Source organism: Streptomyces cavernicola (assembly GCF_029968035.1).
Classification (GTDB): Bacteria; Actinomycetota; Actinomycetes; order Streptomycetales; family Streptomycetaceae; genus Streptomyces; species Streptomyces cavernicola.
On the sequence record NZ_JASCIQ010000021.1, the window covers coordinates 1 to 17,216 of the forward strand.

The 17,216-nt window shown below is 72.5% G+C and carries 16 protein-coding genes; 5 read left to right on the forward strand and 11 right to left on the reverse strand.

What is annotated here, in order from left to right:
• Positions 1-155: 155 nt before the first annotated feature.
• Genes purU through glyA form a run of 7 tightly spaced genes read right to left on the reverse strand, consistent with a single transcriptional unit; the run spans position 156 to position 8,782 of the window.
• Positions 156-1,007, reverse strand: coding sequence for a formyltetrahydrofolate deformylase (purU, locus tag QIS96_RS20230; protein WP_282544068.1), 852 nt, complete (start codon positions 1,005-1,007; stop codon positions 156-158).
• 22 nt (positions 1,008-1,029) lie between these two features.
• Entirely contained in the window at positions 1,030-2,406 is a 1,377-nt protein-coding gene (locus QIS96_RS20235) for an L-serine ammonia-lyase (protein WP_282544069.1), read from the reverse strand.
• A complete protein-coding gene (locus QIS96_RS20240; protein WP_282544070.1) occupies positions 2,406-3,026 on the reverse strand; it encodes a sarcosine oxidase subunit gamma in 621 nt (206 codons plus the stop codon). Before QIS96_RS20240 ends, QIS96_RS20235 begins: the two co-directional genes overlap by 1 nt.
• Positions 3,019-5,907 (reverse strand): sarcosine oxidase subunit alpha family protein, encoded by a 2,889-nt coding sequence (locus QIS96_RS20245; RefSeq protein WP_282544071.1) that lies wholly within the window; start codon positions 5,905-5,907, stop codon positions 3,019-3,021. Before QIS96_RS20245 ends, QIS96_RS20240 begins: the two co-directional genes overlap by 8 nt.
• On the reverse strand, positions 5,904-6,236 hold the full coding sequence (locus tag QIS96_RS20250; RefSeq protein WP_282544072.1) for a sarcosine oxidase subunit delta: 333 nt from the start codon (positions 6,234-6,236) through the stop codon (positions 5,904-5,906). The genes QIS96_RS20245 and QIS96_RS20250 overlap by 4 nt, the downstream gene beginning before the upstream one ends.
• 12 nt (positions 6,237-6,248) lie before the next feature.
• The gene (locus QIS96_RS20255) at positions 6,249-7,469 is read right to left on the reverse strand and encodes a sarcosine oxidase subunit beta family protein (protein ID WP_282544073.1); all 1,221 of its coding nucleotides are present in this window, start codon (positions 7,467-7,469) and stop codon (positions 6,249-6,251) included.
• Positions 7,466-8,782 (reverse strand): serine hydroxymethyltransferase, encoded by a 1,317-nt coding sequence (gene glyA / locus QIS96_RS20260; protein WP_282544074.1) that lies wholly within the window; start codon positions 8,780-8,782, stop codon positions 7,466-7,468. Before glyA ends, QIS96_RS20255 begins: the two co-directional genes overlap by 4 nt.
• Before the next feature lie 413 nt (positions 8,783-9,195).
• On the opposite strand from glyA, the gene QIS96_RS20265 reads away from it, so the two are divergent.
• The 4 genes from QIS96_RS20265 (at position 9,196) to QIS96_RS20280 (ending at position 13,061) form a co-directional block, all read left to right on the forward strand.
• The gene (locus QIS96_RS20265; protein WP_282544075.1) at positions 9,196-10,281 is read left to right on the forward strand and encodes an S-(hydroxymethyl)mycothiol dehydrogenase; all 1,086 of its coding nucleotides are present in this window, start codon (positions 9,196-9,198) and stop codon (positions 10,279-10,281) included.
• Complete coding sequence (locus QIS96_RS20270) at positions 10,278-10,892, forward strand: MBL fold metallo-hydrolase (RefSeq protein WP_282544076.1); 615 nt, start codon at positions 10,278-10,280, stop codon at positions 10,890-10,892. Before QIS96_RS20265 ends, QIS96_RS20270 begins: the two co-directional genes overlap by 4 nt.
• A 209-nt stretch (positions 10,893-11,101) precedes the next feature.
• Entirely contained in the window at positions 11,102-11,770 is a 669-nt protein-coding gene (locus tag QIS96_RS20275) for a GntR family transcriptional regulator (protein WP_282544077.1), read from the forward strand.
• 415 nt (positions 11,771-12,185) lie between these two features.
• Positions 12,186-13,061, forward strand: coding sequence for a GNAT family N-acetyltransferase (locus QIS96_RS20280; RefSeq protein ID WP_282544078.1), 876 nt, complete (start codon positions 12,186-12,188; stop codon positions 13,059-13,061).
• Positions 13,062-13,086: 25 nt separating this feature from the next.
• On the opposite strand, the gene QIS96_RS20285 is transcribed toward QIS96_RS20280, so the two are convergent.
• Together QIS96_RS20285 and QIS96_RS20290 are read right to left on the reverse strand one after the other, a co-directional pair.
• Positions 13,087-13,812: a DUF4386 domain-containing protein gene (locus QIS96_RS20285; protein WP_282544079.1), complete on the reverse strand. Its 726-nt coding sequence runs from the start codon at positions 13,810-13,812 to the stop codon at positions 13,087-13,089.
• Between the two features lie 115 nt (positions 13,813-13,927).
• Complete coding sequence (locus tag QIS96_RS20290) at positions 13,928-14,926, reverse strand: GNAT family N-acetyltransferase (RefSeq protein ID WP_408907229.1); 999 nt, start codon at positions 14,924-14,926, stop codon at positions 13,928-13,930.
• A gap of 348 nt (positions 14,927-15,274) precedes the next feature.
• On the opposite strand from QIS96_RS20290, the gene QIS96_RS20300 reads away from it, so the two are divergent.
• Positions 15,275-15,655 carry a hypothetical protein gene (locus QIS96_RS20300; RefSeq protein ID WP_282544080.1) on the forward strand — a complete coding sequence of 127 codons (381 nt, stop codon included), beginning with the start codon at positions 15,275-15,277 and terminating at the stop codon, positions 15,653-15,655.
• 18 nt (positions 15,656-15,673) lie between these two features.
• On the opposite strand, the gene QIS96_RS20305 is transcribed toward QIS96_RS20300, so the two are convergent.
• Entirely contained in the window at positions 15,674-16,891 is a 1,218-nt protein-coding gene (locus QIS96_RS20305) for a GTP-binding protein (protein WP_282544081.1), read from the reverse strand.
• A gap of 6 nt (positions 16,892-16,897) precedes the next feature.
• Positions 16,898-17,068, reverse strand: coding sequence for a 50S ribosomal protein L32 (rpmF, locus tag QIS96_RS20310; protein WP_282544082.1), 171 nt, complete (start codon positions 17,066-17,068; stop codon positions 16,898-16,900).
• Positions 17,069-17,216: the final 148 nt, after the last annotated feature.

The window sequence follows — 17,216 nt, forward strand, 5'->3', positions numbered from 1 at the left end:
CGGCCCCCCCCCCTGCCCCCCCCCCCCCCCCCCCGGCAACGGAACCTGCACGCCCGGCAACGGAACCTGCACGCCCGGCAACGGAACCCGCACGCCCGGCAACGGAACCCGCACGCCCGAGAGGGAAACCCCCACGCCCGAACCCCGCGGACGCGCTACCGCAGCACCACCGTCCGCCGCCCCTGAACGAACACCCGCCCCTCGCAGTGCCACCGCACCGCACGGGCCAGCGCCGCCGACTCCGCGTCGCGGCCGATCGCGGCGAGGTCCTCGGGGGTGTGGCTGTGGTCGACGGGGTTGACCTCCTGGGCGATGATCGGCCCCTCGTCCAGGTCGGCCGTGACATAGTGCGCGGTCGCCCCGACGAGTTTGACGCCGCGGTCATGAGCCTGGTGGTACGGCTTGGCGCCCTTGAAGCTCGGCAGGAACGAGTGGTGAATGTTGATCACCTTCCCGGCCAGGCGTCCGCACAGGTCGTCCGAGAGCACCTGCATGTAGCGGGCCAGGACCACTAGGTCGACCTCGAACTCCGAGACGAGAGAAAGGAGTTGGGCCTCCGCCTCGGGTTTGGTCGCCTTGGTGACCGGCACGTGGAAGAACGGGATGCCGTGCCACTCGACCAGGCCCTGGTGGTCGCGGTGGTTGGAGACGACCGCGACCACGTCGATGGGCAGATCGCCGCTGCGGGTGCGGAACAGCAGGTCGTTGAGGCAGTGGTCGTACTTGGAGACCATGATCAGGACGCGTCGCCGCGTACTGACCGGCTCCAGGTTCCACCACATGGCCAGCGGCGCGGCCACCGTCTCGAAGTCCTGCCGCAGGGTCTCGGCGGAGGCCCCGCCGGCGGGCGTGGAGAAGCGCACCCGCATGTAGAAGTGGCCGTCGCGGCGGTCGCCGAACTGCTGGTTGTCGATGATGTCGCTGTCGTGCTCGACGAGGAACCGCGAGACGGCGTGGACGATGCCGGGAGCCTCGGGGCAGTCGAGGGTGAGAACGTGTTCGGTCATGGCGTCAGCACTCTCAGCATTCTCAGCATTCGATGACGTTGACGGCGAGGCCGCCGCGGGCGGTCTCCTTGTACTTGTCCTTCATGTCGCGGCCGGTGTCCCGCATGGTCTTGATGGCCTTGTCGAGGGTCACCTTGTGGGTGCCGTCCCCGGCGAGAGCCAACCGCGCGGCGTTGATCGCCTTCACGGAGGCGACCGCGTTGCGCTCGATGCACGGGATCTGCACGAGCCCGCCGACCGGGTCGCACGTGAGGCCGAGGTTGTGCTCGATGCCGACCTCCGCGGCGTTCTCGACCTGCGCCGGCGTGCCGCCGAGCACCTCGCAGAGCGCCCCGGCCGCCATGGCGCAGGCCGAGCCGACCTCGCCCTGGCAGCCGACCTCCGCGCCGGAGATGGACGCGTTCTGCTTGAAGAGGATGCCGATCGCGGCGGCGGTGAGCAGGAAACGCACCACGCCCTCGTCGTTCGCGCCGGGCACGAACCGTACGTAGTAGTGGAGTACGGCCGGGATGATGCCGGCCGCGCCGTTGGTGGGGGCGGTGACGATCCGGCCGCCGGAGGCGTTCTCCTCGTTCACGGCCAGGGCGAACAGGTTCACCCAGTCCATGACGTGCAGCGGATCCCGCTGCTCCCCGGAGTCCGCGCTCAACTCCTGGAAGAGCCCCGGCGCCCGGCGCGGTACGCGCAGCCCGCCCGGCAGGACGCCCTCGCGCCGGCAGCCGCGGTCCACACAGGCCCGCATGACCGACCACAGGTGCAGGAGCCCCGCCCGCGTCTCGTCCTCGCTGCACCAGGACCGTTCGTTGGCGAGCATGACGTCGCTGATCGACAGGCCCTCGCGGGCGCAGAGTTCGAGCAGTTCGCCCGCCGTGCCGAAGGGGTACCGCACCCGGGTGCTGTCCTCCACGACGCGGTCGGCGCCGGTGGCGGCCTCGTCGACGACGAAGCCGCCACCCACCGAGTAGTACGTCCTGGCGGCCAGCTCCCGGCCGTCCGCGTCGAGCGCCCGGAACGTCATGCCGTTGGGGTGCGCGGGCAGCGACTTGCGCCGGTGCAGGACCAGGTCCGCGTCGGCGTCGAAGTCGACGGGGCGCTTGCCGCCGAGCAGCAGCCGCCCCTCGGCCCGCACCTCGGCCACCCGGGCGTCGGACCGCTCGGTGTCCACGGTGGCCGGGTCCTCGCCCTCCAGGCCGAGCACGACCGCCTTGTCGGAGCCGTGCCCGTGCCCGGTCGCGCCCAGCGATCCGTACAACTCGGCCTGGACCCTAGCCACTTGGGCGATCCGGCCCGCTTCGTCGAGCACCCCGACGAAGCGCCGGGCCGCCCGCATCGGCCCCACCGTGTGCGAGGAGGAGGGGCCGATGCCGACCGAGTACAGGTCGAACGCGCTCAGCGCCATCAGGTCACCTCGGGCCGCGCGTACTCGTCGATGGCGTCGAGCAGCCAGCGCGCGAGGTAGTCGGCGAACGAGGCCCGCGGGAACAGCCGGTACGAGGGCGCCTCGTCGGTCTGCCAGAGGATCACCGGCACCGGACCGACCTGCGTCGACACCGCCTGGCCGGGCTCGAACGCGCGCGGGTGCAGATCGAGCGCGCAGCCCTTCTCCAGCACCTCGCGGGCCATCGGCCCGGACAGTTCCAGGGTGGTGCGGTTGGCCGACACGTCCACGACCGAGCCCGGGTCGCCGTCCAGTGCCTCGGTCAACTCGGCGGTCAGGGCCGGGTGTTCGGCCTGCGAGACGACCATCCATTCGTCCGGTCCGAGCCACAGGACCGTGTGCGGCCCCGCGCTCGTGGTGTCGCCGCAGCGGCGCGGCAGCGGCGCACCGAGGGTCTTCTCGATCCGGGCAGCCGCCTCCGACTCCGGGTCGACGCGCAGGCTCACCATCGTGATGTACGGCCACTCGCTCAGCGAGACGCCACGGGGGCCCGTGACGGTCGCGGCGCGCATCCGCTCCTCCAGGTGGGCAAGGGGGCTGCGGCGCAGGCGCGCCGGTCCCGCGGTGATCTGCTCAGCCATCTCGCTTGGTCCCTTCGGGGTCGTAGAGGACGGTGTCGGCGACCAGGCAGGGCACCAGGTCGTCGCCCACAGGCGCGAGCACGGTCTCGCCGATCCGGCCCCGCCCGTTCGCCACGAGGGCGAGCGCGAAGGGACGGCCGAGGGCCTCGCTGTGGTAGCTGGAGGTGACGTGCCCGAGCATCGGCACCGGACCGGCCTCGGGCGTCAACGGCACGCCCTGCGCGATGAGTTGGGAGCCCTCGGGCAGTCGCGTCGTACCGTCGGCGGGCAGCAGCCCGACCAGGTGCTTGCGGTCGGTGCGGGCCGTGTCGGGGCGGATGAACGAGCGGTTGCCGACGAAGTCCTTGCGCTTCGACACCACCCAGTCCATGCCCGCGTCCTGCGGCGTGACCGTGCCGTCCGTGTCCTGCCCGACGATGATGAAGCCCTTCTCGGCCCGCAGCACGTGCATGGTCTCGGTGCCGTACGGAGTGATGTCGTACGGCCGGCCGACCGCGTCGACCTCCTCCCACACGCTGAGCCCGTACCAGGCCGAGACGTTGATCTCGAAGGCCAGCTCGCCGGAGAACGAGATCCGGCAGATCCGCGCCGGAATGCCGGAGGCGAGCGTCGTCTCCCGGAACGCCATGAACGGGAACGCCTCGTTGGAGACGTCGACGTCCGGGGCGAGTTGGGCGATCACCTCGCGCGACTTCGGGCCGACCACGGCGATCGTGGACCACTGCTCGGTGACCGAGGTGCAGTGCACGTCGAGCTCGGGCCACTCGGTCTGCAGCCACTCCTCCAGCCAGTCCAGGACGTTCGCGGCGCCGCCCGTCGTGGTGGTCATGAAGTAGCGGTTCTCGTCGACGCGCAGGGTCACACCGTCGTCGAAGATCATGCCGTCCGGCTTGCACATGACGCCGTAGCGGGCCATGCCGGGCTTCAGCTTCTTGAAGGCGTTGGTGTAGATGCGGTTGAGGAACTCGCCCGCGTCCGCGCCCCAGATCTCGATCTTGCCGAGGGTGGAGGCGTCCATGAACGCCACGCCCTCGCGGGCCGCGCGGCACTCGCGCGCCACTGCCTGGTCCATGGTCTCGCCGGGCCGCGGGTAGTACCAGGGCCGCTTCCACTGGCCGACGTCCTCGAACTCGGCGCCGTTCGCCACATGCCACGGGTGGATGTTCGTGGTGCGCTCCGGGTCGAACAGCTCGCCGCGCTCCCGGCCCGCGAGCGCCGCGAAGGCGACCGGGGTGTACGGGGCCCGGTAGGCGGTGGTGCCGATCTCGCCGGGCGACGCGCCCGCGCCGAGCGCCTCGGCGATCACGCCGATCGCGTTGACGCCGGACGTCTTGCCCTGGTCGTTGGCGGTGCCGAGCGAGGTGTACCGCTTGACGTGCTCGACGCTGCGCATACCGGCCCCGGTGGACCGCCACACGTCGGCGACCGACACATCGCGCTGGTGGTCGACGAAGTGCGTGTCCCACGTACCCGGGTCGCCGCCGGCGGGCGCGGGCACCAGCCACACGGCCCGCGTCGGCGCCACGGCGGGCCGCACCTCGTCGGCCGGCGGCACCGGCACCGCGAACCCGGCCTCGGTCGCGGCGAGCGCACCCGCGCGGGCCCCCTCGACGAGACAGCCGTCGAGCCGGTACGTGCCACGGGCCGCGCCGACGACCTGCTGGTCCCGTACGACCGTGTCGGGCACGAACGCGGCGAGCTCGTCGTCCCAGCGCAGCTTGCCCTGCCGCTGCGAGTGCAGGTGCACCACGGGGCTCCAGCCGCCCGAGACCGCGAGCAGATCACACGCCAACTCCTCGGCTGTGCCGGTGAGTTTGCCCTCGGCGTCGAGGCCCTGGACGGTGACTCCGGTGAGGCGTTCCGTCCCCGAGGTGTCCACGACCGTCGTGCCGGTGAGCACGCGTACGCCGGTCTGCTCCGCCGACTCCCGTGCCCGGACGGACAGTTCGGGGCGGGCGTCCACGACGGCGGCCACCTCGACCCCGGCGGCGAGCAGGTCGGCGACCGTGTCGTACGCGCTGTCGTTGGTCGTCGCCACCACGGCACGCGAACCCGGCGTCACCGCGAAGCGGTTGAGGTACGTGCGCACCGCGCCCGCGAGCATCACCCCGGGCCGGTCGTTCCCGGCGAACACCAGGGGCCGCTCGTGCGCGCCGGTGGCGAGGACGACCTGCCGGGCCCGGATGTGCCAGACGCGCTGCCGGGACACGCCCTGCGGGGCCTCGGACCCCAGGTGGTCGGTGCGCTTCTGCAGCGCCAGGACGTAGTTGGCGTCGTACGAGCCGAAGGCCGTGGTGCGGGGCAGCACGGTGACCTCGGGCGCGGCGTCGAGGGCCGCGCGGACGTCGGCGACCCAGTCGAGCGCGGGCTGCGAGGCGACCGTGTCGCCCCGCCCGGCGAGCAGCGAACCGCCCGGCTCCGGCTGGTCGTCGACGAGGATCACCCGCGCCCCGGACTCGGCGGCAGCGGCGGCGGCCGCGAGACCTGCCGGGCCCGCGCCGACCACCAGGACGTCGGTGTGCACGTACTTCTTGTCGTACGCCGCGGTGTCGGGCGTCGGGTCGAGCCGCCCCATCCCGGAGAGCGTGGTGGCCGTCAGGCCGTCGTACAGCTCCACCGTCGTCGCGGGCAGCATGCCCTCCGAGCAGTGGCTCTCGACCTGGATCAGCGCGTTGGACTCCTCGACCCCGGCCGAGACGATGCCGCGCGGCCGGCCCCGGTACAGGGACGGGGCGACGTTCACGGCGCCGTTCGCGAGCATCGCGGAGGCGACGGTGTCACCGGGGTGACCGGTCAACTCCCGCCCGTCCACGGTGAATCGGAGGACGGTGGACCGGTCGATGCGGCCGCCGTCCGGCAGCCGGTGCTCCTGCTGGGTCATCGCTCTCCTCCGGCGTGCGCGACGGCCTGAGCCGCGGCGTGCGCTGCGGCCTGCTGCGGTTCGGGGCGGGGCTCTCCGATGCGGTACGCGGCGAGCACCTCGTTGGTGACGGTGTCGCGCAGCACGTTGAACCAGCGGCGGCAGCCGGTGCTGTGCATCCAGCGCTCCGCGAACGGGCCCTTGGTGTTGTCGCGGTAGAAGACGTACTCGGCCCACTGCCGGTCGTCGAGGTCCGCGGGGCTGTGTGGGTAGGCCACATGTGCCTGGCCCCCATAGTGGTACTCGGTCTCGTCACGCGGCCCGCACCAGGGGCAGCTGATCAGCAGCATGGTCGGCTCCTCTCAGTGGGCCACGGCGGCGGCGCCGTGTTCGTCGATCAGGGCGCCCGTGGTGAACCGGTCGAGCGCGAACGGGGCGTTCAGGGCGTGCGGTTCGCCGGTCGCGATGGTGTGGGCGAACGTCCAGCCGGCGGCCGGGGTGCCCTTGAAACCGCCCGTGCCCCAACCGCAGTTGACGTACAGGTTCTCCACCTCGGTGGTGGAGATGATCGGCGAGGCGTCCGGGGTGGTGTCCACGATGCCGCCCCAGGTGCGCAGCACATGGGCCCGCGCGAAGATCGGGAACAGCTCGACGGCGGCGGCCATCTGGTGCTCGATCACATGGAACGACCCGCGCTGCCCGTACCCGTTGTACGAGTCCACGCCCGCGCCCATCACCAGCTCGCCCTTGTGTGCCTGGGACACATAGACGTGCACGTGGTTGGACATCACGACCGTCGGGTGCACCGGCTCGTGCAGCTCCGAGACGAGCGCCTGCAGCGGATGCGACTGGATCGGCAGCCGGATGCCGGCCTTCTCGGCGAGGACGCTGCTGTGCCCGGCGGCGGCGAGCGCGACCCGGCCCGCGTTGATGCGGCCCCGGTTGGTCTCGACGCCGACGACCCGGTTGCCGTCCTTGACGAAGCCCGTGACCTCGCAGCCCTGGATCAGGTCCACGCCCATCTCGTCCGCGCGGCGGGCGAGCGCCCAGGCCACGTGGTCGTGCTTGGCGATGCCCGCGCGCGGCTGGTAGGTGGCGCCGAGCACCGGGTAGCGGGTGTCCGAGGAGACGTTGAGGATCGGGCAGACCTTGGCGACCTCGTCCGGCTCCAGCCACTCCGCGTCCACGCCGTTCAGCTTGTTGGCGTTCACGCGGCGCACGCTCTCGCGTACGTCCTGCAGGGTGTGCGCGAGGTTGAGCACGCCGCGCTGGCTGAACAGGAAGTCGTAGTCCAGCTCCTCGGGCAGCTGCTCCCACAGCTTGAGCGCGTGCTCGTAGATCGCGGCGCTCTCGTCCCACAGGTAGTTGGACCGGATGATCGTGGTGTTGCGGGCCATGTTGCCGCCGGCCAGCCAGCCCTTCTCCAGGACGGCGACGTTGGTGATGCCGTGGACCTTGGCCAGGTAGTAGGCGGTGGCCAGACCGTGCCCGCCCGCGCCGACGATGATCACGTCGTACGAGGAGCGCGGTTCGGGGTTGCGCCAGAGCCAGTCGGGGTGCTCCGGCAGCGACTCGGTGGTCATGCCGCTTCTCCGTTCAGGTGCGGGTACAGGGGGAAGGCGAAGGCGAGCTTCTCGACGCGCTCGCGCAGCAGCGCGGCGCGCTCCTCGGTGAACTGCTCGTCCTTGAGGGCCTGGGCGATGACGTCGGCGACCTCGCGGAACTCGGCCTCGCCGAAGCCGCGGGTGGCCAGGGCCGGGGTGCCGATGCGCAGGCCCGAGGAGACCATCGGCGGGCGCGGGTCGAAGGGCACCGCGTTGCGGTTGACGGTGATGCCGATGCGGTGCAGCCGGTCCTCGGCCTGCTGTCCGTCGAGCGCGGAGTTCCGCAGGTCGACCAGGACCAGGTGGACCTCGGTGCCGCCGGTGAGGACGGTGATGCCGGCCTCGGCCACGTCGTCGGCGAGCAGCCGTCCGGCGAGGATGCGGGCGCCGTCGAGGGTGCGCTGCTGCCGCGCGCGGAACGCGTCGCTCGCCGCGACCTTGAACGCCACGGCCTTGGCCGCGACCACATGTTCCAGGGGCCCACCCTGCTGACCGGGGAAGACCGCCGAGTTGATCTTCTTGGCGAGCTCGGCCTTGCTGAGGATGACGCCGCCGCGCGGCCCGCCGAGCGTCTTGTGCGTCGTTGTGGTGACCACGTCTGCGTACGGCACGGGGTTCGGGTGCAGCCCGGCGGCGACGAGACCGGCGAAGTGCGCCATGTCGACCATCAGATACGCGCCGACCTCGTCGGCGATCCGCCGGAACGCGGCGAAGTCGAGCCGGCGCGGGTACGCGGACCAGCCGGCGACGATCAGCTTCGGCCGGTGCTCGCGGGCGAGCTCGGCGACCTCGTCCATGTCGATCCGCAGGTCGGACTCGCTCACGTGGTACGGCACCACGTTGTAGAGCTTGCCGGAGTAGTTGATCTTCATGCCGTGCGTGAGGTGCCCGCCGTGCGCGAGGTCGAGCCCGAGGATGGTGTCGCCCGGGTTCAGGAGGGCGAACATGGCGGCCGCGTTGGCCTGGGCGCCGGAGTGCGGCTGGACGTTGGCGGCCTCGGCGCCGAACAGCTCCTTGACCCGGTCGATGGCCAACTGCTCGATGACGTCGACGTGTTCGCAGCCGCCGTAGTAGCGGCGTCCCGGGTAGCCCTCGGCGTACTTGTTGGTGAGGACGGAGCCCTGCGCCTCCATGACGGCGGCCGGCGCGAAGTTCTCCGAAGCGATCATCTCGAGGGTGGACTGCTGGCGGTGCAGTTCCGCGGAGACCGCTGCGGCGAGCTCCGGGTCCAGACCGGCCAGGGGGAGGGAGAGGAGAGCTCCGTCATCGGTCACCGACGGATTCGCTGCCATGTCGAACACCACCTTCGAACCACGGGGAAGCAGTGCGGAGAGCACTGGGGGAAGCACTGGAGGAAGTACTGGAGGAAGCAAGCGGAGAGCGCTGCGAGAAGGATTAATATGTGACTGATATATCAGCGCTTCCAGGAAGGTAGGCCCGAGCGCGGCGACGGGTCAAGGGGGTGTGCACGACGAGTGTGCGGACGGTCGCCGGGCGTTCGCCCGGCGGGCCTTGACCGGTGCGGTCGCCGGGCATACCTTGCGACCGGAATTGATATATCAATCGCCTGGCAGGCCCCGGCGCTGCCCGCGACCACCGCGCCAAGGGCCGCGCGACCCGGCCCCGTTGAGGCAGTCTGTACGCAAGCCGAATATCTGGTACGCAACCGATCAGCCCGTACGCAAACCGACACAGGAGCACCGGAATGCAAGAAGTCCGCGCCGTAGTCGCCAGGGCGAAAGACGCGCCCGTCACCGTCGAGACGATCCGCATCCCCGACCCCGGGCCCGGCGAGGTCGTGGTGAAGGTGCAGGCGTGCGGCGTCTGCCACACCGACCTGCACTACCGCCAGGGGGGCATCAACGACGAGTTCCCGTTCCTGCTCGGCCACGAGGCCGCGGGCCTGGTGGAGACCGTCGGCGAGGGCGTCACCCAGGTCGAGCCCGGCGACTTCGTCGTCCTCAACTGGCGTGCCGTGTGCGGCGATTGCCGCGCCTGCAACCGCGGCGAGCCCCAGTACTGCTTCGCCACGCACAACGCGACCCAGAAGATGACGCTCACCGACGGCACGGAGCTGACGCCCGCCCTCGGCATCGGGGCCTTCGCCGAGAAGACCCTCGTCCACGCCGGGCAGTGCACCAAGGTCGACCCGGAGGCCTCGCCGGCCGCCGCCGGGCTCCTCGGCTGCGGCGTGATGGCCGGCCTCGGCGCCGCCATCAACACCGGCGCGGTGGGGCGCGGCAAGAGCGTCGCGGTGATCGGCTGCGGCGGCGTCGGCTGCGCGGCCGTCGTCGGGTCGAGCCTCGCCGGGGCGTCCCGCATCATCGCCGTGGACATCGACGAGCGGAAGCTGGACTGGGCGAAGGAGCTCGGCGCCACCGACACCGTCAACAGCAAGGAGACGGACCCGGTCGAGGCGATCCGGGAGCTGACCGGAGGCTTCGGCGCCGATGTGGTGATCGACGCGGTCGGCCGCCCCGAGACGTACCAACAGGCCTTCTACGCCCGCGACTTGGCGGGCACCCTGGTTCTCGTCGGCGTGCCCACGCCGGACATGAAGTTGCCCGACATCCCGCTGATCGACGTGTTCGGCCGCGGCGGCGCCCTCAAGTCCAGCTGGTACGGCGACTGCCTGCCGTCCCGCGACTTCCCGATGCTGATCGACCTCTACCGGCAGGGCCGCCTCGACCTCGACGCGTTCGTGAGCGAGGAGATCACCCTCGGCGACGTGGAGTCCGCGTTCGAGCGGATGCACCACGGCGACGTGCTGCGCTCGGTGGTGGTCCTGTGAGCGGCGTACGTGTCGAGCACACCGTCACCTCCGGGACGTTCTCCCTCGACGGCGAGACCCACCAGGTCGACAACAACGTGTGGGTGATCGGCGACGACCAGGAGTGCGTGGTGATCGACGCCCCGCACGACGTCGACCGCATCCTGGAGCTCGTCGGGGACCGCCGCGTGAAGGCGATCCTGTGCACGCACGCCCACGACGACCACGTCCGGGTCGCGCCCCAGCTGGCCGCCCGTACGCAGGCGCCCGTCCTGCTGCACCCCGACGACCGGCCCGTGTGGGAGCTGACGCACCCCGGCAGCCGCTGGGACGCCGACCTGAAGGACGGCGAGCTGGTCGAGGTCGCGGGCACCGCCCTGCAGGTGCTGCACACGCCGGGGCACGCGCCCGGCGCGGTGTGCTTCTACGCGGCCGACCTCGGAGCCGTCTTCACCGGTGACACCCTGTTCAACGGCGGTCCCGGCGCCACCGGCCGGTCGTTCAGCGATCACGACGTGATCGTGCGCTCCATCCGGGACAGGCTGCTCAGCCTGCCCGGCGACACCGTGGTGCACACCGGGCACGGCCCGGACACCACGATCGAGGTCGAGAAGGGCAACGTCCTGGCCTAGGGGGCGTCTCCCACCGGACCACCGGACCACCGGACCACCGGACCACCGGACCGCCGTGCCTGCACCCACGGCGGTCCGGCATCGGGCAGTACGTGGTGCCGCACACTGCCGGGAGGCGCGAGAAACCTGACCGAGTCAACCGTCGTACGGGCCCGTCACTAGACTCGACATGCGGCACACAGGGTGCGCTGGGTAGGCAAGGGGGATTCATGCAGCAGGTCGCGACCGACCCTCGGGGCGATGCGCTGTCGCTGGCCGAGCAGGCGTACCGCGCCATTCGCGACCGCCTCGTGATGCTGGAGATCCGCCCCGGCGACCCGATCAACGAGGACCAGCTGATGCAGTCCCTCGGCCTGGGCCGCACCCCGGTGCGCGAAGCCCTCAAGCGGCTCCAGTACGAGCGTCTGATCACCACGTTCCCGCGGCGCGGCACCTTCGCCACCGAGGTCAACATCACCGACCTCGCGTACATCTCCGAGGTCCGCCAGGAGCTGGAGCCCCTCGCCGCGGCCCAGGCCGCACGCCGCGCCACGGCCGCCGACCGCGAGGCGCTCAGCGCGCTGCTCGCCGAGCTGAAGAGCGTGGCCGACACGGGCCGGGACGAGGCGGCCGAGCTCATGCGCCTCGACCTCCAGGTGCACCGCGCGATCTACGCGGCCACGCACAACCCGTACCTCGAAGACACCCTGGTGCGCCACGACAACCTCGCCACCCGCATCTGGTGCCTGTTCATGGACCACCTGGACGACATGTCGGGCCACGTCGAGGAGCACAGCCCGCTGATCGAGGCGATCGTCGCGGGCGAGCCGGACCGGGCCGCCCGGCTCGCGCGGGAGCACGTGGAAGGCTTCGAGCGGGCGATCCGCGAAGCGATCTGACGCGCAGTCGGCTGGTGGTGCGTGCTGTCGGGGCCGCCGACGATCCGCTCCTCCCGCGCGGCGTCCGTGAGCGTGCCCCGGCGCTTGCGCGCCGGCGGGTGGTCCTGCGGCACGGCGAGGCCCAACGGGGCGTCGAGCAGCGGCTGTTGGTCGAAGCGGCCGTCCGTCTTGGGCGGCGAGTCGGCGGGCACGTCCCACTCCGTGACCCGCGCGCCGCCCGGTGAGCACCGCGAACACCGCGTTGGGCGCGCCGAGTTGGCCGCCGTCCGGCGAGGCGTGCCGGCCGACGTCGGAAAACTGTCGCCGTTCTTGCGCGCGGTCATGGTGGCGCTCCCCGTTCGAACGTGTGGCAGGTCGCGGCAAGGGGGCCTGAAACCCGGCTGCCCCGCACCTGCCCCGTGCGAGACCATGGCGCATGCGCCCGGACGACTCGCACCCCATGCACTGGCGACTCACCCACGACGTCCACGACTTCCTGGCCCGCGCAGGGGACTTCCTGCGTTCGCGGCCCGTTCTGCACACTCTGCCGCTGACGGTGACCGAGACGCTGCGTGTGCGCGGAGCGCAGGCGTACGGCGGGGGAGAGCCCGTGTTCGGCTTTCTGGAGCGGGCCGGAGAGGTCCGTGCGGCCTTCTTCCGGACGCCGCCCCGTCGCCTCAGCCTCACCCCTCTCACCCTCGGCGAGGCCGACGCCCTGGCGGCCCGACTGGCCGCCGCCGGCCACACCCTCCCCGGCGTCATCGCGGACCGCGACACCGCCGAGGCGTTCGCCGGGGCCTGGCGGCGGCACGCCGGGGCGGTCCCGACCCTGCACCAGCGCGAGCGCCTCTACCGTCTCGGCACGCTCACCCCGCCCGGACCCAGGCCGCAGGGGCGGGCGCGGCTCGCGGGGGCGGGTGACCGGGACCAACTCGTGCGCTGGCACGACGACTTCGCCGTCGCTGTCGGCAACGCCCTGCCCGCCGACTCCGGCACGTGGGCCGACGTGCGCATCGCCGCCCGGCGCCTCACCCTCTGGGAGGCGACGGACGGCGCGCCCGTGTCCATGGCCGGAGTGACCCCGGCCGTCGGCGGGCAGATCCGGATCGGGCCCGTCTACACCCCGGCGCCCCTGCGCGGCCGCGGCTACGCGGGCGCCGCCACGTACGAGGCGAGCAGGGCGGCGCGGGCGGCGGGCGCGGCCGAGGTGCTGCTCTTCACGGACCTGGCCAACCCGACGAGCAACGGCCTGTACCAGCGGATCGGCTACCGGCCGGTGGCCGACTTCGCGGTGTACGACTTCGTCGCCTGAGCGGGAGTTCCAACCCTGGGACCCCTCAGACAGCCCCAGCCCCAGTCCCAGCTTCAGCCCCCGTCCCCGCCTCCGTACGGCCGCTCCGCCGCACCCGTACCGCCGCCACGATCAGCCAGATCAGGCCGCCGAAGCGGACCAGCGGCAGCAGGTAGCCGAACGCGGCGACGGCGGGAGTGAGGAGGGAGATCAGCCCGGCCGCGGCAAGGGCGAAACCGGTCACGCGCAGTGCGCCGGGCAGCGGGGGGTTCCTGAGCGCGACGCCCGCGATGAGCAGCCCGAGGGTCGCCGCGAAGGCCGGGCCGCCGGTCAGGAACGCCAGGTCGGCCAGGTCGCGGGCCTCGCCGGGGTCGCCGTCGGCGGGCAGCGCGCCGCCGAGGAAGGCGAACACCCCGCTCGCGACGAGTGCGACGGCCGCCAGGACCCCGGAGGCCAGTGCCCATGTGCGCGTACGCCCCTGCGGGGCCCTGGTCCGCAGCAGGGCGGGCGCGGCCCACACCAGGGCTGCCGCGGCGGCCGTGAGCAGCAGGGCGCCCAGGTTGATGGCGGTGCTGTGCGTCTGCGCGTATGTGAGGACCTCCCGCCCGGAGGCGTCGGGTTGCGGGGTCTCGCGGTTGGTCACCACGTACGCGGCCGTCAGCGCGGTGTACGCGAGCACCGGGAGCAGCGGCGACGGTGCAGCGGAGCGGGGGGTGCGGGCGGAGCGGGGCGAGGTCGGGGAGTCGGGGGAGCCGGAGCGGGTGCTGGTCATGGTGAGCCCTCACGGTGGTCGGTCTCGGCGGACGACCCTCAACCTCCCAGCCGGCGCCCGGTGTTGACGTCCCGCGGGCGGAGGCAGTCGACGTACTCCCGGCGGCGTACGCGCCTCACCGCCTGATGCGGTCCCGCACCTCGGCCTCCCTGACGCGGTCCCGCACCTCGGCGCAGGCCCGGAACCCCGCCGACCGGTACGTGGCCACGGCCGCCGTGTCGCCGCTCGGGGTGCAGACCAGGGCCGTCGACGAGCCGAGCGTCCGCAGGGTGCTCGCCGCGGCGACGCTGATCGCCCGGCCGTGGCCGCGGCGCCGATGGCCGCGGTGCACACCCATCGGTTCGAGCAGCCCGGGTCGACCGGGCCCGGCCGACCACACCGTCACCCCGGCCACCGCGCGCCCCTGTCCGTCGTACGCGAGCAGGGACCGGGCGTCGGCGTACGGCGACCCGCCGGCCAGCGCGTGCCAGTGCGCGGCGGTGAACCGGGACCCGTCGAAGGCGGAGCGGTGCACGGCGGCGAACTCCGCGGCCGTGTCCGCCCCGACGACCTCGATCCGCACGTCCGGGGCGGGCACCGGCTCGGCCAGGTCGCGGCGCAGCGGCGTCCACGGCTCGTCGAGGTCCCAGCCCGCCTCGGCCAGGAGCTCCCCGACCAGCGCACCGGCCGGCGCCTCGACGCTCACCCTGCCCTCGGGAAGCACGCCACGCCCCGGCCCCGTCAGGTTGGCGAGCAGGCGCCGCGCCAGCTCCTCGTCCCGCCGCGCGTCCGGCGCGGTCGTCACGCGCAGCAGCCGCGGGCCGTCCAGGAGGCCGACGGCTAGGTCGTGTCCGTAAAGTCCCGTCGTCCGCCCGGAGGGCGGGCCCTGCGGCGTCTGGTGCGTGCTCTCGGCGTGCCGGGCACACGCCCTCGTACTGGATGTACTTGGGAGTGTGCCCGGTGCGGCGAAGGGGGCACCTCCCTGCTCGAGCGGAGCCGAGAGCTTGGGGGCGCGTGCCAGGCGTCGCGGGGCAGGCAGGACTTTACGGACACGGCCTAGGACCCGACCGCCCCGGCTCCACGTCCTGAGCGCCGCGGCGGTCGCCCGCGCGCCCGACCGCCAGAACCAGCCCACGTCGCCCGGATGCAACTGCATCGGCGCCGCGTCGTACTGCCACGCGCGCAGCGCCGCCACCGCCCCGCCCACCCCGTCGACATCCGGCACGCCCGCAACAACCGCCCCCATCGCCATGCCCCGATCACACCGCACGGACCCGACGGCCCGCACCTGGTTTCCGCGGCGCCTCGCCGTGCCCGGCCTCCGCGTCTCGCCCGCCGCAACTCCCCGTGCACCAGGATGAGTTCATGCAGGCGCCCGCGCCCCGCTCCTCGACCGCGCGGAGTCCACGTACCGCACGACCTGCCGCCCGGCGGGCGCCTACGCTGGAGGCAGAGCCCCGTGCACCAGCGGGAGGAGCAGGTCATGGCCACGGGCCAGCGTTTCCACATCGACCGGGGCGGCCACTCGGTGACGGTCGAGGTGGCCGGCGCCCACGGCGCGGTCGAGCTGCTTGTGGACGGCAAGGTCGTCGCGTACCGCAGTGAACTCGGCCGGGAGACCGCCGTGCTCGACGCCGAACTGCCAGACGACCCGCCGCGCCCCTTCCGTATCCTGCTCGCCCCCGTGCAGAGCGGGGACGGGCCGCCGCTCTGCCTCCTCGAAAGCGACCGCACCCGCTATCTGCTGCCGCTCACACCCCAGCAGAAGAGGCCCGACCGGACCGCGCTGCGCGCCCTTCGCCCGGCCGGGGCCGTACGGGTCCTGCGCCGCCGGATGCGCCGGGCGGCCCGACGGCTCCGCTGAGGAGCGGCGGACACCGGCTCAGGCGTGCGCGTGCGCCTGCTCGTGCTCGCACGCCTCGTCGATCCCGTACGTGTCCCAGGCGGGGAACGGGTCGTCGGAGGCCAGCGCCTTGCCGTGTTCGTCGCCGCGCGCCAGGCACGCCGTCAGCGCACCGTCGAGGGCCTGCGCGTTCAAGTGCGTGCCGATGAACACGAGTTCCTGCGCGAGTGCGGGGCCCGTACGGTCCGCGCCCGGGGCGGCGTCGGCGGGGTCGGCGGCGTCGCGCGCGGAGGACGGCTCGAAGCGGGCGACCGAGCCGGCCTGCGACCAGAGCCCTGTCACGTGCGGGCGGCTGGCGAGCGTGAAGAAGCCCTTCGAGCGCAGCACCTCCCCGTACGCCCCGCTGTCCAGTCCCTCCGTCACGAAGCTCCACAACCTGCCGGGATGGAAGGGGAGTCGGGAGCGGAAGACGGTGGAGGAGATGCCGTACTCCTCGGTTTCCGGGACGTGGTCGCCGTTGAGCTCCCTGACCCAGCCGGGGGCCTGCTGCGCCCGCTCCAGGTCGAAGAGGCGGGTGCCGAGGACCTCGCGGACCGGGACCCGGCCCTGGACGGCGGGGACGACGCGCGCGGCCGGGTTGAGGCGGGCCAGGGTCGCGCGCAGCCGGTCGGCGGTGTCGGCGTCGACCAGGTCGAGCTTGTTGAGCACAAGCACGTCGGCGAACTCCACCTGGTCCGTCAGCAGGTCGCTGACGGTGCGCTCGTCGTCCTCGTACGGGGCGAGTTCGCGCTCCACCAGCTCGTCCCCGCCGGCCAGTTCGGGCAGAAAGCCCGCGGCGTCGACCACCGTGACCATCGTGTCGAGCTCGGCCAGGCCGCCGAGCGTCGCACCGTCGTCCCGCTCGAAGGCGAAGGTCGCGGCCACCGGCATGGGCTCGGAGATGCCGCTCGACTCGATGAGCAGGTGGTCGAAGCGCCGCTCCCGGGCGAGCCGCGCGACCTCGTCGAGCAGGTCGTCGCGCAGGGTGCAGCAGATGCAGCCGTTGGTCAGCTCGACCAGACGCTCCTCGGTGCGCGACAGGGCAGCCTCACCGCCGCGTACAAGGGAGGCGTCGATGTTGACCTCGCTCATGTCGTTGACGACGACGGCGACGCGCAGGCCCTCGCGGTTCGCCAGGACATGGTTCAGGAGCGTGGTCTTGCCCGCGCCGAGGAACCCGGAGAGGACGGTCACGGGCAGCAGAGGCTCAGGTGTCATGCCGGCTCAGCCCTCGGGCCGGACGAGGCCGCGCTCGTACGCCTTGACGAGGCGCTGCGGCACGAGGTGCGTGACGCCGTCGACGGTGACCGGCACGAGCTGAGCGGTCGTCGCCTTCCACTGGGCGCGGCGGTGGCGGGTGTTGCTGCGGGACATCTTCCGCTTGGGGACGGCCATCAGGGCTCCTCGGGAGTCGGGGGTGGGACGGCGAGGACGCTACATGAAAACGACTGTCATTAACAATCGCGGGATTCGGTCCGTTGACACCGCTGGGCCCGCCTGCCAAAGTGCCGCTGTCGAACGATCGTTTAGGTGCAGTGGCCCG